Annotated in this window: 13 protein-coding genes and 1 pseudogene; 6 read left to right on the plus strand and 8 right to left on the minus strand. The window is 72.7% G+C overall.

From position 1 onward, the window contains the following. Positions 1-7 precede the first annotated feature (7 nt). The 7 genes from ID554_RS17105 to ID554_RS17135 form a co-directional block, all read right to left on the minus strand. Positions 8-1,186 carry an acyl-CoA dehydrogenase family protein gene (locus ID554_RS17105; RefSeq protein ID WP_117227339.1) on the minus strand — a complete coding sequence of 393 codons (1,179 nt, stop codon included), beginning with the start codon at positions 1,184-1,186 and terminating at the stop codon, positions 8-10. Next, on the minus strand, positions 1,183-3,174 hold the full coding sequence (locus ID554_RS17110) for an ATP-binding protein (RefSeq protein ID WP_117227340.1): 1,992 nt from the start codon (positions 3,172-3,174) through the stop codon (positions 1,183-1,185). Before ID554_RS17110 ends, ID554_RS17105 begins: the two co-directional genes overlap by 4 nt. Before the next feature lie 31 nt (positions 3,175-3,205). After that, complete coding sequence (locus tag ID554_RS17115; protein WP_117227341.1) at positions 3,206-4,807, minus strand: acyl-CoA carboxylase subunit beta; 1,602 nt, start codon at positions 4,805-4,807, stop codon at positions 3,206-3,208. 71 nt (positions 4,808-4,878) lie between these two features. Then, entirely contained in the window at positions 4,879-6,627 is a 1,749-nt protein-coding gene (locus tag ID554_RS17120; RefSeq protein ID WP_223884125.1) for an acyclic terpene utilization AtuA family protein, read from the minus strand. Continuing rightward, on the minus strand, positions 6,624-7,433 hold the full coding sequence (locus tag ID554_RS17125) for a TIGR03084 family metal-binding protein (protein ID WP_117227342.1): 810 nt from the start codon (positions 7,431-7,433) through the stop codon (positions 6,624-6,626). Before ID554_RS17125 ends, ID554_RS17120 begins: the two co-directional genes overlap by 4 nt. Positions 7,434-7,457: 24 nt before the next feature. Next, on the minus strand, positions 7,458-8,078 hold the full coding sequence (locus ID554_RS17130; RefSeq protein WP_117227418.1) for a TetR/AcrR family transcriptional regulator: 621 nt from the start codon (positions 8,076-8,078) through the stop codon (positions 7,458-7,460). 153 nt (positions 8,079-8,231) lie between these two features. After that, positions 8,232-8,909 (minus strand): Crp/Fnr family transcriptional regulator, encoded by a 678-nt coding sequence (locus ID554_RS17135; RefSeq protein WP_013736306.1) that lies wholly within the window; start codon positions 8,907-8,909, stop codon positions 8,232-8,234. A gap of 118 nt (positions 8,910-9,027) precedes the next feature. Between ID554_RS17135 and ID554_RS17140 the strand changes: the two are divergent. From ID554_RS17140 to ID554_RS17165, 6 genes and pseudogenes are all read left to right on the plus strand, one after another. Further along, positions 9,028-9,571, plus strand: a pseudogene (locus tag ID554_RS17140) (adenosylcobinamide amidohydrolase); the annotation flags it as partial. 57 nt (positions 9,572-9,628) lie between these two features. Then, positions 9,629-10,837, plus strand: a complete 1,209-nt coding sequence (locus ID554_RS17145; protein ID WP_117227343.1) for a CapA family protein — start codon at positions 9,629-9,631, stop codon at positions 10,835-10,837. A 60-nt stretch (positions 10,838-10,897) separates the two neighbouring features. Beyond that, positions 10,898-11,677: an endonuclease III gene (nth, locus tag ID554_RS17150; RefSeq protein ID WP_117227344.1), complete on the plus strand. Its 780-nt coding sequence runs from the start codon at positions 10,898-10,900 to the stop codon at positions 11,675-11,677. Between the two features lie 17 nt (positions 11,678-11,694). After that, positions 11,695-12,282, plus strand: coding sequence for a TlpA family protein disulfide reductase (locus ID554_RS17155; RefSeq protein ID WP_117227419.1), 588 nt, complete (start codon positions 11,695-11,697; stop codon positions 12,280-12,282). 44 nt (positions 12,283-12,326) lie between these two features. Further along, on the plus strand, positions 12,327-13,019 hold the full coding sequence (locus ID554_RS17160; protein ID WP_117227420.1) for an NUDIX hydrolase: 693 nt from the start codon (positions 12,327-12,329) through the stop codon (positions 13,017-13,019). A 63-nt stretch (positions 13,020-13,082) separates the two neighbouring features. Beyond that, positions 13,083-14,261, plus strand: coding sequence for a MarP family serine protease (locus ID554_RS17165; protein WP_117227345.1), 1,179 nt, complete (start codon positions 13,083-13,085; stop codon positions 14,259-14,261). Positions 14,262-14,265: 4 nt separating this feature from the next. On the opposite strand, the gene ID554_RS17170 is transcribed toward ID554_RS17165, so the two are convergent. Next, positions 14,266-14,880, minus strand: a complete 615-nt coding sequence (locus ID554_RS17170) for a phosphatase PAP2 family protein (RefSeq protein ID WP_117227346.1) — start codon at positions 14,878-14,880, stop codon at positions 14,266-14,268. Positions 14,881-14,916: the final 36 nt, after the last annotated feature.

Below are 14,916 nucleotides of genomic sequence, written 5' to 3' on the forward strand. Positions count from 1 at the left end.
GCCCGGCTCAGTAGGACTTGTCCTGGCCGAGCACGTGTTGGGCGACGAAGTTGAGGATCATCTCGCGGCTGACCGGGGCGATGCGACCGGCGCGTACCGCCCCCAGCAGGGTGGCCACCCCGTACTCGGTGGTCATGCCGGCACCGCCGAGCGCCTGTACGGCGGTGTCGACCGCGAGGGCGGCGGCCTCGCCCGAGGCGTACTTGGCCATGTTGGCGGAGATCCCGGCCTCCAGGTCACGTCCCGCGTCGTAGAGCGCCGCCGCCTTCTGGATCATCAGCCGGGCCAGCTCCACCTGCACCGCCGCGTGCGCCAGGGGATGTGACACGCCCTGGTGCGTGCCGATGGTGCGACCACCCCAGACCTTGCGGGTGGCGGTGTACTCCGAGGCGCGCTCGATGGCGTACCGGCCGGTGCCGGCGCCCATCGCGGCGACGGTGATGCGTTCCGGGTTGAGCCCGCAGAACAACGCCGGCAGTCCGGCGTCGAGCGACTCGCCGACCAGCGCGTCGGCGGGCAGCCGGACCTCGTCCAGATAGAGCAGGAACTGGTTCTCCGGGGAGAGGATCTCCATGTCGAGCTTGGACCAGGTCAACCCGGGCGCGTCGGTCGGCACGATGAACAGGGCCGGCTTCAGCCGCTGCCCGGTGCCGTCGGTGGCACCGTCGTCGGCGGCACGCGCCACCACGAGGACGTGCCCGGCCTCGTCGACGCCCGAGAGGTAGCACTTGCGGCCGGAGAGAACCCAGTCGTCGCCGTCGCGGCGGGCGACGGTGCCGAGGCGGTGGAAGTTCGACCCGGCCTCCGGTTCGGTGATCGCGAAGACGATCTTCTGGGAGCCGTCGGCCAGACCGGGCAGGTGGCGTTTGCGCTGGTCCTCGGTGCCATGCCGGGCGATGACGGTGGCCGCGATGGCAGGGGAGACCACCAGCAGCAGCAACGGGCAGCCGGCGGCGGCCAGCTCCTCGCAGACGACGGCCAGGTCGGTGATGCCGCCGCCCCCGCCGCCGTACTCGGTGGGGATGTTGACGCCGAGGTAGCCGAGCCGACCGGCCTCGTGCCACAGCTCGGTGGTGTGCTCGCCGGCCTTGGCCTTCTCCACGAAGTAGCGGTGACCGTACCGCCGGCCCAACGACCGGACGGCGTCGCGGAGCTGCTCCTGTTCCGGGCTGAGGTCGAAGTTCATGACGATGCCTCCTCGATGGGGGTGACCACGGCCAGCACCGCACCCGTGTCGACCTGACCGCCGGCCGGTACCGGCAGCTCGGTGACCACGCCGTCGGTCGGGGCGAGCACGGGGTGTTCCAGCTTCATCGCTTCCAGGGTCAGCAACAGGTCACCGGCGGCGACCCGACGGCCGACCTCCACGTGCACCCGGGCCACCGCCCCGGGCAGCGGGGCGAGCAACGACCCGGCGGCCAGTTCCGCGCCGGGCGCCGGAAAGCGCGGCAAGGCAGTCAGGCTCGCCGCCCCGTCCGGGCCGTCCACGAAGACCGCCGCGCCGGCCAGGTGCACCCGGTACGCCCGGCGCACCCCGTCGACGTCGAACACCACCCGCTCCGGGCTCGCTTCGACCAGGGTGACCGCCGGTGACCCGTCCTCCGGCGCTGCGGTCTCCGGCGTCGCCGACCACTCGGCGAGACAGCCGTCGCGGTCCAGCCGGTAGCGCACCTCGACCTCCCCGTCCGGGCCGGTGAACTGGGCGACCTGCGGGAAGGCGGGCACGTTGCGCCACCCCGAGGGCAGCCCGGCCAGCACCGGCGCGGCGGCGCGACGGGCCGCCGCCGAGGCCAGCGCGGCGGCGAGCGAGACCAGGGGCACCTCGCCGGGCGGCAGCAGCGGGGCGAAGACCTCGGGATGCCGCTCCAGGAAACCGGTGTCGACCTCCATCGCGCCGAACTCCCGGCTGCGCAGCACCCGGACCAGCAGGTCCCGGTTGGTGGCCACCCCGTGCAGCTCGGCGCGGGCCAGCGCGGCGGCCAGCGTACGGGCGGCCTCGGCGCGGGTGGGCGCCCAGGCGACCAGCTTGGCCAGCATCGAGTCGTAGTGCACCTGCACCGTCGAGCCGTCCCGCACCCCGGAGTCGAGCCGCAGGCCCCGGGTCGGGGCGAACTCGCCGACCACCCCCGGGACCGTGAACCGGTGCAGGGTGCCGGTGGCCGGCAGGAAACCCTGGGCCGGGTCCTCGGCGCAGAGCCGTACCTCGATCGCGTGGCCCTCGACCGGCGGCGTCCCCGCCAGCGGCAGCGGCCCGCCCTCGGCGACCAGCAGTTGCAGCCGGACCAGGTCCAGCCCGGTGACCGCCTCGGTGACCGGGTGCTCCACCTGGAGGCGGGTGTTCATCTCCAGGAAGTGGAAGTCGCCGTTCGGGGCGAGCAGGAATTCCACCGTGCCCGCGCCGACGTAGTCGACGGCCCGCCCGGCGGCCACCGCCGACGCGTGCAGCCGGTCCCGCAGCTCCGGGGCGAGCACCGCCGGAGCCTCCTCGACGATCTTCTGGTGCCGGCGCTGGATCGAACAGTCCCGTTCGCCGAGCGCCAGCACGGTGCCGTGCCGGTCGCCGACGATCTGCACCTCGACGTGGCGGCCCCGCTCGACGTACCGCTCGATGAAGACCGTGCCGTCGCCGAACGCCGACGCCGCCTCGCGGCCCGCGCTCGCCACCGCCTCGGCGAGGCCGGCGGCGTCCCGGACGATCCGCATGCCGCGCCCGCCACCACCGGCGGACGCCTTCACCAGCGCCGGGAAGCGGGTGACCTGCTCCGGTTCGGTCCAGGTGGGCAGCATCGGCACGCCCGCCTCGGCGAGCAGCGCCTTGGCGGCCAGCTTGTCACCCATCGCGGCGATCGCCTTCGCCGAGGGACCGACCCAGGTCAGTCCGGCGCCGGTCACCGCCGCCGCCACGTCGGCGTTCTCGGCGAGGAAGCCGTAGCCTGGGTGCACGGCGTCCGCGCCGGACCGCCGGGCCGCCGCCAGGATCAGGTCGATCCGCAGGTACGTCTCGGCGGGCGTGTTTCCCGGCAGGCGTACCGCCTGGTCGGCCTCGGCGACGAAGGGCGCGTCGGCATCCGCGTCGGAGTGCACCGCGACCGTCTCCACACCGAGCACCCGACAGGTGGCGATGATCCGGCGGGCGATCTCGCCCCGGTTGGCGACCAGAAGCCTGGTGATCATGGCAGCAGAGCCTTTCTCGCGCTCAGGGGTGTCACATCCGGAAGATGCCGAAGCCGGCGGCACCGCGCACCGGAGCGTTGTGCACGGCCGACAGGCAGAGCCCGAGGACGGTACGGGTGTCCCGGGGATCGATCACCCCGTCGTCGTAGAGCCGTCCGGAGAGGAACAACGCGCCGGACTGGGACTCGATCTGCTGCTCGACCATCATCCGCATGGCGGCGTCGGAGTCCTCGTCGAACTCGCGGCCCCGGGCGGCGGCGGCCTGCCGGGCCACGATGGACAGCACCCCGGCCAACTGGGCCGGTCCCATTACCGCAGACTTCGCGTTCGGCCAGGTGAACAGGAACCTCGGCTCGTACGCCCGGCCGCACATGCCGTAGTTCCCGGCCCCGTACGAGGCGCCCAGGTTGACCGTCAGGTGCGGCACTGTCGAGTTCGACACCGCGTTGATCATCAGAGCACCGTGCTTGATGATGCCGCGCTGCTCGTACTCGGTGCCGACCATGTAGCCGGTGGTGTTCTGCAGGAAGATCAGCGGGGTGTCGGCGGCGTTGGCGAGCTGGATGAACTGCGTCGCCTTCTGCGCCTCCTCGCTGAACAGCACCCCCCGGGCGTTGGCCAGTACGCCGACCGGGTACCCGTGCAGTTCGCCCCAGCCGGTGACCAGGGCCGTGCCGTACGCCGGCTTGAACTCGTCGAACTCGCTGCCGTCGAGCACCCGGGCGAGCACCTCGCGCGGGTCGAACGGCACCTTGAGATCGGCACTGACGATGCCGAGCAACTCCTCCGGGTCGTAGCGGGGCGGGCGTGGGTGCGGGGTACACGGTCCCGGCCCCTGCTTGCGCCAGTTCAACCAGCGGACGCACTGCCGGGCCAGCCGGATGCCGTCCCGCTCGTCGGCGGCGAGGAAGTCGGCCAGACCGCTGCGGGTGGCGTGCATCGCCGCACCACCCAGCGACTCGTCGTCGGCGTCCTCACCGGTGGCCATCTTCACCAGCGGCGGCCCGGCCAGGTAGACCTGCGAGCGCTCCCGGATCATGATGGTGAAGTCCGACATCCCGGGCACGTACGCGCCACCGGCGGTGGCGTTGCCGAAGACCACGCTGACCGTGGGGATCTTCTCGGCCGAGAGCCGGGTCAGGTCACGGAACACCCGGCCGCCCGGAATGAAGATCTCCGCCTGGGTGGGCAGGTCCGCGCCGGCCGACTCGACCAGGTTGACCATCGGCAGCCGGTTGGCCAGCGCGATCTCACCGGCCCGCCGGGTCTTCGCCAGCGACCACGGGTTCACCGCACCGCCGCGCACCGTCGGATCGTTCGCCACGATCAGGCACTCGACGCCCTCGACCACACCGATCCCGGTCACCACGCTGGCCCCGACCGGGAAGTCCGTGCCGTACGCGGCCACCGGCGACAGTTCCAGGAACGGGCTGTCCCGGTCCAGCAGCAGCTCGACGCGCTCGCGCGGGAGCAGCTTGCCGCGCGCGTGATGCCGGGTCACGTACTTCTCGCCGCCACCGGCCCGCGCCTGGTCGAGCGCGGCATCCAGCTCGGCGATCCGGTCCCGCAACGCCTCCCGGTTGGCCCGGTGGGTCGACGAGGTGAGGTCGACCGTGCTCTCCAACGTGGTCATAGGCCGATGCCCTTCGCGACGATCTCGTTCATGATCTCGGTGGTGCCGCCGCTCCGGCGTGTCCACGATGGTCACGACCAGGTCTCTCCGGCGGCCGGTGCCGGCCCGGTGGGCAGCTCCGCCGGCAGGTCGACCACCCGGGCGCGGAGCAGTTCGCCGAGCGCCTTGGCCTGCGGGTCGAACCGGGTCGAGCCGGCCACCCCCGGCCCGAGCAGCCCCTCGATCACGAAGTTGACCGCGCGCAGGTTCGGCAGCTCGTACCGTCGTACGGTCAGCGGGGCGGTCTCCGGCAGCAGCTCGGCCAGCCGGGCCACGGTCAGCCAGCCGCGCAGCCACGCCCAGGTCGCGTCGGTACGCGCCCACACGCCGAGGTTCGCGTCCCCGCCCTTGTCGCCCGAGCGCGCCCCGACCAGCTCCCCGAGCGGCGCCCGCCGAGTCGCCGCGCCGCCCGCCGGATGTAAGGAAGGGTCCCCTGCTATCGCCTGGTGTATAGGAAGGGTCCCCTCCTTACATCGCACCGGGGGTGGGGGGACGTTGCGGCGGGTGCCGTCGGGCAGCACGGCGACGTGGGCGACCGCGTCCTGCGGCACGGTGTCGGTGGTGAAGACGCCGTACGGGGTGGCGTCGCCGGGCAGCGTGGTCAACGTGCAGCCGGGATAGGAGGCCAGCGCCAGCTCCACCGCCGCCGCCGAGAAGGCCCGCCCGGCCCGCGCCCGGTCGCCGTCGCGCAGGTGTACGTGCAGCAGCGCGCTGGCCACCTCGGTGTCGGTCGCGTCCGGGTGATCCGTACGGGCCAGCCGGAACTCCAGGCCCTCGGTGCCGACCGCCGCCTCCAGTTGCGCCTGCACCAGGACCGCCTTTGCCGGGATGTCCAGCCCGCACAGCACGAACGTCATCGAGTTGCGGAAGCCGCCGAGGTTGTTGACGCCCACCTTGAGGGAGTCCGGCGGTGGCGTGCCCCGGACGCCGGAGACGCGTACCCGATCCGGCCCGTCCTGGCTCAGCTCGACCGTGTCCAGCCGGGTCACCACGTCCGGCCCGAGGTACGCGGGCCCGCCGACCTCGTACAGCAGTTGGGCGGTGACCGTCTCGACGGTGACCGCGCCGCCGGTGCCGGGATGCTTGGTGAGCACCGACGAGCCGTCGCGGTGCACCTCGGCGACGGGGAAGCCGGGTCGGTGGCCGCCGTCGGGCAGCTCGGTGAAGAAGCTGAAGCCGCCCCCGGTGACCTGCGCCCCGCATTCGATCAGGTGCCCGGCCACGGTGGCGCCGGCCAGCGCGTCCAAGTCGTCGTGCGTCCAGCCGAAGTGGGCCACGGCCGGGCCGACCACCAGGGAGGCGTCGGTGACCCGGCCGGTCACCACCACGTCCGCCCCGGCGTCGAGGCAGGCGGCGATACCGAACGCCCCGAGGTACGCGTTCGCGGTGAGCGCGTCCGGGCGGGCGAGGGCGTCGCCCTGGACGTACCCGACCCGCACGGGCAGCCCGAGCCGGTCGGCGAGGGTGCGGATCGCGGCGGCCAGCCCGGCGGGGTGGAGTCCACCGGCGTTGGTGACCAGCGCGACCCGGCGGTCCAGCGCGGTGCCGAGGCAGCCATCGAGCTGTCGCAGGAACGTCTTCGCGTAACCCAGGTCGGGATCCCGCATCCGGTCCCGGCCGAGGATCAGCATGGTCAACTCGGCCAGGTAGTCACCGGTCAGCACGTCCAGCTCGCCGCCGTCGAGCATCTCCCGCCAGGCGGAGAACCGGTCACCGTAGAAGCCGGACGCGTTGCCGACCCGCAACACGTCAGTGCCGGCCCGCCGGTCGGAGACGCTCACGCGGCGGCCCCGGCTCTGCCGCTATCGCCGGACCGTGGGGCGGGGGCCGGGCCGGGCGGGCCGGCGAACGCCTGCGCCACGTCCAGCCAGGCGTCGGCGACCGGCCCGTCGGCGGCCAGGGCGGTGTCGGCCCGGTGCCGCCGTCTGGTCACCAGCAGGCAGAAGTCGCGCGCCGGGCCGGTGACCCGGTCGGCCGCGTCCGGCGGGCCGAAGGCCCAGGTGTCGCCCGCCGGTGCCAGCAGCTCGACCCGGACCGACGCGGTCGGCACCGCCCGGCCGTGCGCGGCGAAGCTGTGCCCGACGGTCCGGGCGCCCAGGTACGCGATGTGCCGCAGCCGGGCGGTGGCGGGCCGGGTCACGCCCAGCGCGTCGGCCACGTCCTCGCCGTGCGCCCAGGTCTCCATGATCCGTGCGGTGGCCATTGAGGCGGGTGACATCCGGGTGCCGTACCAGGGCAGTTTCTGCCCGGCCGGAGCGGCGGCGAGCGACGCCGCGAGCGTGCTGCGGCCGACCCGCCAGCGGCTCAGCAGCGCGTCCGGCCGTGCGAGGAACGCCTCCGCGCCCGCGTCGACCAGGCGGGCCGGGTCCGGTGTGGCGGCGACCGAGGCGTGGAACGCCTCCGGGTCGGTCGCGGCGAGGTGGGCCACGTGATCGGTCCAGGCCAGGTGGGCGATCTGGTGGGCGACCGTCCAGCCCGCCGCCGGTGTGGGCTGATCCCACTCCGCGTCGGGCAGGGCTGCGACGAGCGCGTCGAGCTGCGTGGACTCGGCGGCCAGGTCCGTGAGCAGTACGGCCAGGTCGACCATGGCGCCTCCGGCGGGTGGGTGCGGTCAGATGGCGGTGCTCGTGCTGGTGAGCAGCGTCGCGAGCTGGTGTTTCCAGGCGTGCAGCAGGGCGGCCCGGCGGGTCGAGTCGTCGCTGAGCAGATTGGCCACGCCGAGCCCCCGGAGCAGGTCGAGGGTGGTCTGCACCGCCTCGCGTACGCCCGGCTGCCGCTCGTCCACCCCGAGCAGTTCGACGGTCAGCCGGTGCATCTCCCGCCCGACCCGGGTCTCCAGCGGCAGCAACGCGGCACGCAGTTCGGCGTCGGTGCGGGCGGCCACCCAGAGTTCGAGGGCGGCCACGAAGAACGGCCCGGTGAAGGCTGCGGCGAGCAGGTCGACCACCCGGTCGAGCCGGCGGGGGCCGGCCGGCAGTGCCTCCGCCTCGGCGCGTAGCTCCGCCGCCCGGCGTTCGGTCAGGTGTGCCACGGCGGCGGTGACCAGGGCGGCCCTGGTCGGATAGTGGTGCAGTTGGGCGCCTCGGGAGACCCCGGCCCGGGCCGCCACCACCGTGGTCGTGGTGCCGGACCAGCCGTGCTCGACGAGGCACTCGACGGTCGCCTCCAGCAGTCGCGCCCGGGTGGCGCGGCTGCGCTGCTGTTGAGGGACGCGGGTCGATGCGGGAGGCACGGGCACAGCCTGCCGCCCGAAAAACAAACAGTCAAGACTGACTTTTTTTGGGTGGGGTGTGCCTCGGTGAACGCGCCCAGGTCACCGGCGGCGAACCCGGACACGACACCGCCCGGCCGCGAGTGACGGCCGGGCGGTGGGTGAACAGAGGTGTCAGACGCGCGCGCGGCGGGCCAGGCGCTCCGGGTCGAGGATGATGATGCTCTTGCCGTCCAGCCGGAGCCAGCCCCGCGAGGCGAAGTCGGCCAACGCCTTGTTGACCGTCTCCCGGGAGGCGCCGACGAGCTGGGCGATCTCCTCCTGGGTCAGGTCGTGCGTCACGCGCAGCACGCCGCCGTCCCGGGTGCCGAAACGGCCGGCCATCTGGAGCAGGTTCTTGGCGACCCGGCCGGGCACGTCGGTGAAGATCAGGTCGGCCAGGGCGTCGTTGGTCCGGCGCAGCCGGCGGGCGAGTACCCGCAGCAACTGCTCGGCGATCTCCGGCCGGTTGTTCAGCCACGGACGCAGGGCCTGCTTGCGCAGCCGGGCCAAGCGACTGTCGGTCACCGCGGTGGCGGTCGCCGTACGCGGACCCGGGTCGAACAGCGACAGCTCGCCGACCATGTCCGACGGGCCCATCACCGCGATCAGGTTCTGCCGGCCGTCCGCCGCCCGTCGCCCGACCTTGATCTTGCCGGACAGCAGGATGTAGAGACTGTCGCCGGGCTCGCCCTCGTTGAAGACGACCTCGCCCTTGCGGACCTCGATCGTCTCCATCTCCTTGGCGAGCGCCTCGGCAGCCTCCGGGTCGACTCCCTGGAAGATCCCGCTGCGGGCCAGTACCTCGTCCATCGCGCACCTCCGGTTGCGCGTGCCGTCTGTCGGCCGGGCCGCCGTCCGCTGATCCCTCGCGCGCCGCCCAGTCTAGGCGCACGTGAGCAGGAATCAGAGGTGCACCCCTGGAATCTTGATCGTTGGGCGTAACCTTCCCGTGTCGGTCGCCCGGTACGATCGCTCGCCCGCGCGGCCCGCCGACCACCTGGCCGGCATGGCCCGGCGGCTCGGCCTCGACGGACCCGGGGTGGGCCTGCTGACCGGCGTCGACGTGACCGAGGTGATCGCGCGGACCGACACCGGCGTGCAGGTCTGGGCCACCGTCGGCCTGGGTACCCCGGTGCCTGCGGCGGCACCCGGCGTGGCCGCACCGGCGCAACGGGTCGGCACGGTCAACATCGTGGTGTACGTGCCGGCCCGGCTCGGCGACGCGGCACTGGTCAACGCGGTGGCCACGGCGACCGAGGCGAAGGCGCAGGCGATCGCGGAGCTCGGCCTGCCCGGCACCGGCACCCCGACGGACGCGGTCACCGTGCTCTGCCCGCCGGACGGGCCGGTCAGCGCGTACGGCGGCCCGCGCTCGACCTGGGGGAGCGCCGCTGGCCCGCGCGGTGCACTCCGCGGTGTCGGCAGTCGGCGCCGACACCGTCGTCCCATGGTCGGATCGGCTCCAGGGCTGAATCCTCCACCCGATCGGCCGTCGTCGCGGTGTTTCCCGCCCGGTAGGGTCGCCCCCGATGTATGCTCGCGTCCCCCTCGCGTCGCGTCCACGCCGCCGTACCTCCGTGGCGTCACGATCGCGCCACCATGCCTCTTCCGCGTCGCGTCCACGCCGCCGATCTCTGGCCGCGCTCGGTGCGCTGCTCGCCATGCTGCTGTTCGCCGGTTGTGCCGATCTCGGTCAGGAGCCGGTCTGGCAGCCCGGCGCGGGCGGTGGTGGGACCGGTGGACCGACGGAGTCGACACCGCCCAAGGTCAGGACCATCTCCCTCTCCGCCACCGGTGACATCGTGATGGGCAACGCGCCCAACCGACTGCCCCCCAACGGCGGAAAGGGCTTCTTCGACTCGGTCAAGAAGGCGGTCTCCGCCGACGTGGCGATGGGCAACCTGGAAGAGCCGTTGACGGTGGACACCGGCACCGGCAAGTGCGGGGCCAACTCGACCCGCTGCTTCCAGTTCCGTGCCCCGCCCGAGTACGCCGCACACCTCGCCGACGCGGGCTTCGACCTGCTCACCCTCGCCAACAACCACGGCTACGACTTCGGCCCCAAGGGGTACGAGAACACCCAGAAGGCGCTGGAGGAGCACGACCTGGCGCACACCGGTGCACCCGACCAGATCACCGTGGTCGAGGTCGACGAGGTCAAGGTCGCGGTGGCCGGCTTCTCGTCGTACCGCTGGTCGAACAGCCTGGTCGACATCCCGTCTGCGAAGAAGGTGATCGAGAAGGCCGTCACCATGGCCGACATCGTCGTGGTGCAGGTGCACATGGGGGCCGAGGGCTCGGAGATGACCCGGACCCGCCCGGGCACCGAAATGTTCCTCGGCGAAAACCGGGGCGACCCGATCAAGTTCTCCCAAGCGATGATCGACTCCGGGGCCGACCTGGTCGTCGGCCACGGCCCGCACGTACTGCGGGGCATGGAGTTCTACAAGGGCCGGCTGATCGCGTACAGCCTGGGCAACTTCGCCGGTGGCGGCGGCATGTTGAGCAACAACGGCCGCCTCGGCTGGGGCGGGGTGCTCAAGGTGACCCTCGAACCGGACGGCACATGGTCCGGCGGGTCGTTCGTCTCGACGTACATGAACGGGATCGGGAAGCCGATTATGGACCCGGACGACCGGGGCCTCGGCCTGCTGCGGGACCTCACCAAGCTCGACTTCCCGGAGACCGGTGCCCGGTTCACCAAGGCGGGCAAGATCAGCCCGCCGGACGAGGGCTGATCGCCGGGCCGTACGTGTGGGCCGACCGGAGCGTCGGCGCGGCGACGTAGGCTGGCCGTCGTGACCAGAAGCGCCACCGAGACCGACCTCGGTCGTACGCGTCGGGCGCGGCGGATCGGCCGCGTGCTGACCGAGACGCATCCCGACGCCCACTGTGAGCTGAACCACGGCAACGCGCTGGAGTTGGCCGTTGCCACCATCCTCTCGGCCCAGTGCACCGACAAGAAGGTCAACGAGGTCACGCCGAAGCTCTTCGCCCGCTATCCGAGCGCCGCCGACTACGCCGGGGCCAACCGGGACGAGATGGAGGAGCTGATCCGGCCGACCGGCTTCTACCGCAACAAGACCAGCTCGTTGATCCACCTCGGCCAGGCCCTCGTCGACCGGTACGACGGCCGGGTGCCGGGCCGGCTGGTCGACCTGGTGACGCTGCCCGGGATCGGGCGCAAGACGGCCAACGTCATCCTCGGTAACGCCTTCGACGTGCCCGGAATCACCGTCGACACGCACTTCCAGCGGCTGGTCCAGCGGTGGCGACTGACCGCCGAGACCGACCCGGTCAAGATCGAGCACGCGATCGGGGTGATGTATCCCAAGCGCGACTGGACCATGCTGTCGCACCGGATCATCTTCCACGGCCGACGCGTGTGCCACGCCCGCAAGCCCGCCTGCGGCGCGTGCACGCTGGCCAAGCTCTGCCCGTCGTACGGCACCGGTCCGACCGAGTCGGCCGCCGCGGCGAAACTGCTCAAGGGCCCCCGGGCCCGCGATCTGGCCGCCGTCGCCGGAGTCGACCCCGACCTGGTGCCGGTGCAGGCGGTCCGGGCGGAGGCGCCGTGATCCGCCGACTGGCCCTGATGTCCCTGCCGCTGCTGCTGCTCGGCACCGTGGCGTGCACCCCCGAGAGCGAGAAGTCCTCCGCCACCCGGCCTGATGCGGGCACCAGCCGCCCGTCCCCGTTCGAGGATTGCGCGGCCCTCGTCGCCGCGCCCAGCGCTGCCGGCGACGGCACCCCGCAGGGCGACCGGCTGCCCGAGCTGAGCCTCACCTGTTTCACCGGCGGCGCCCCGGTCGCCCTGCGTGACATCCCCGGCCCGGCCGTGATCAACATCTGGGCCTCCTGGTGCCCGCCCTGCCGCAAGGAGCTGCCCGCCTTTCAGCGGCTCAGCGAACAGACCGAGGGGCAACTGCGGGTGATCGGGGTCAACACCCAGGACAGCCGCGACGCCGCGCAGTCCATCGGCGAGGACTTCGGCGTACGGTTCCCGATGCTGTTCGACCAGGGCAAGGCGTTCCAGCGGGCCCTGGAACGCAACGCGTTCCCGATGACGGTGTTCGTGGGCGCCGACGGGGGCGTCCGGCACATCGACGCCTCGGGCACCCTCGACGACGCCCAACTCGCCGAACTCGTCCGGCAGCACCTCGGCATCACGGTACCGGCGTGAGCGAGGTACCAGCCAGGGTGACCTCCGGTCGGGAGCCGTCCGGCGTGCGACGGCTGGTGCCGGACTGGCTGGACCCGCTGCTGGTCCGGCTCGGCACCGCGCGTATCGAGGACTTCACCCAGGTGCGGACCCCGGAGCAGGGCGGCCGGGAGAGCGCCGTGCTGGTGCTGCTCGGCGAGGACACCGAGACCGGTCCGGACGTGCTGGTGCTCCAACGGGCCGCCACGCTGCGTAACCACGCCGGTCAGCCGGCGTTCCCGGGCGGTGCCGCCGACCCGGGCGACGCCGACGCCGCCGCCACCGCGTTGCGCGAGGCGAACGAGGAGGTCGGCCTCGACCCGACCAGCGTCACCGTGCTGGCGCAACTGCCGAGACTGTGGATCCCGGTCAGCGAGTTCGTGGTGACGCCGGTGCTCGCCTGGTGGCACGCGCCGCACCGGGTGCACCCCCGGGAGCCGGCGGAGGTGGCGCACGTGGCCCGGCTGCCGGTCACCGAACTGGTCGACCCGGACAACCGGGTCCGGGTACGCCACTCCAGCGGCTGGATCGGCCCCGCCTTCTCGGTACGCGGCATGCTGGTCTGGGGCTTCACCGCCGGGGTGCTGGCCGCGCTGCTGGATATGGGCGGCTGGAGCCGGCCGTGGCCGAACGGACGGGTGATCGAACTGCCTCCGTCCGGCGCGTCACCCGCACCCTCGGCCGGCACCGACGAGGTGGACGAGAGCGCGATCCGCTGACCACGTGGTCACCTTCCGCTAGCGATCGTCATCCCACGAGCCCCCGGCCCGTACGCTTGACTCGTGTCGGCTGTTGATCTCGTTCTGCTGTTGCTCATGCTCGTGTTCGCGATCAGCGGATACCGGCAGGGGTTCGTCATCGGGGTGCTCTCGTTCTCCGGGTTCTTCCTCGGAGCGCTGATCGGGCTCCAGATCGGGCCGATGTTCGCCCAGCAGTTCGTGGACAGCGGCACCCGAGTGCTGATCTCGCTCGTGGCCATCTTCGGCCTGGCGGTGATCGGTCAGGCGCTCGCCGGGTGGCTCGGTTCCCACCTGCGCCGCACCATCGCCAGCGACGTGGGTCGACGGCTCGACGACATCGGTGGCGCGTTCGTCTCGCTCTTCGCGGTGCTCCTGGTCGCCTGGCTGGTGGCGGTGCCGCTCGGCTCCTCCTCGCTGCCCTGGCTCGCCAACTCGGTACGCAGCAGCGCGCTGCTCAACGTGGTCGACCAGGTGCTGCCGGACCAGGCCCAACAGCTCTCCACCGCGCTGCGCGACACCGTCGACACCAACGGCTTCCCGGACGTCTTCGACGGCCTGCGTCGTACCCAGGCACGGCAGGTCGAGCCGCCCGACCCGGCGCTGGTCGGATCGCCGGTGGTGGCGAACAGCCAACAGTCGGTGGTCAAGGTGCTCGGCTCGGCGAAGAGTTGCTCCCGCCGCATCGAGGGCTCCGGCTTCGTGTACGCCGACGATCGGGTGATGACCAACGCGCACGTGGTCGCCGGCACCGACTCGGTCGCGGTGGAACTGCGCGGCGAGCGGTACGAGGGCGTCGTCGTCGTCTACGACCCGGACCGCGACCTGGCCGTCCTGTACGTGCCCAACCTGCCCGGACCGTCGATGCGGTTCGCCGCCGGCAACACCACCACCGGCGCGGACGCCATCGTGCTCGGCTTCCCGCTGGACGGGCCGTACAACGCCCAGTCGGCGCGGGTCCGCGACGTCGAACGGATCACTGGCCCGGACATCTACTCGTCGGCGGACGTGACCCGGGAGATCTACACGATCCGGGCCCTGGTGCGCAGCGGCAACTCCGGCGGGCCGCTGGTCTCCTCGAACGGCCTGGTGCTCGGGGTGATCTTCGCGGCGGCCGCGTACGACCCGAACACCGGCTTCGCGGTGACCGCCGCCGAGGCCCGGCCGGTGGCGTTGGCCGGTGCGGAGCGTACCCGGGGCGTGGGCACCGGCGAGTGCACCTGACCGCCTACCCGTCGTGCGGCGACGGCCGGGACCGGAGCGTGAAGGCCACGGTGGTCGCGGTGACCACCGCTGTGCCGAGCAGCCAGCCGGCGACCACGTCGCTGGACCAGTGGACCCCGAGGGCGACCCGACTGAACCCGGTGACCAGGGCGATGAGCAGCGCGGCGGACCAGACCGCCGCGCGGGCCGCCGACCGGGCGCGGGTCCGGGGCAGGAACACCACGAGCAGGACACCGGCGGCCAGCGCCGCGTTCAGCGCGTGTCCCGACGGGAAGGCCAGGCCGGGAGCGAGCGCCACCGGATCGGGCAGATCCGGTCGCGGACGGCCGACCACGAGCTTGAGCAGCGGCCCGAGCAGGCCGCCGAACACCATCGTGGCGGTTACCCAGGCGGCCAGCCGCCGCGCGCCCCGGTAGGCCAGCCAGATCACCAGAAACAGCGCAGCGGCGCGTAGCGGCATCGGCGCGAACACGTCCGTCCAGAGACTCATCACCCCCACCCAGGCCGGGTGGTCGTGGGCGAAGTCGTGCAGGTCGGCGGTGACCGCCGCGTCCAGCCGGCGCAGCGGCGACCAGTCGCCCACCACCAGCATGGCGAGCACCACGGACGGCACGAGCATCAGCAGGCCAGAGGCGGTACGGCCGGGACGCAGGCG

Source organism: Micromonospora craniellae (genome assembly GCF_014764405.1).
Classification (GTDB): domain Bacteria; phylum Actinomycetota; class Actinomycetes; order Mycobacteriales; family Micromonosporaceae; genus Micromonospora; species Micromonospora craniellae.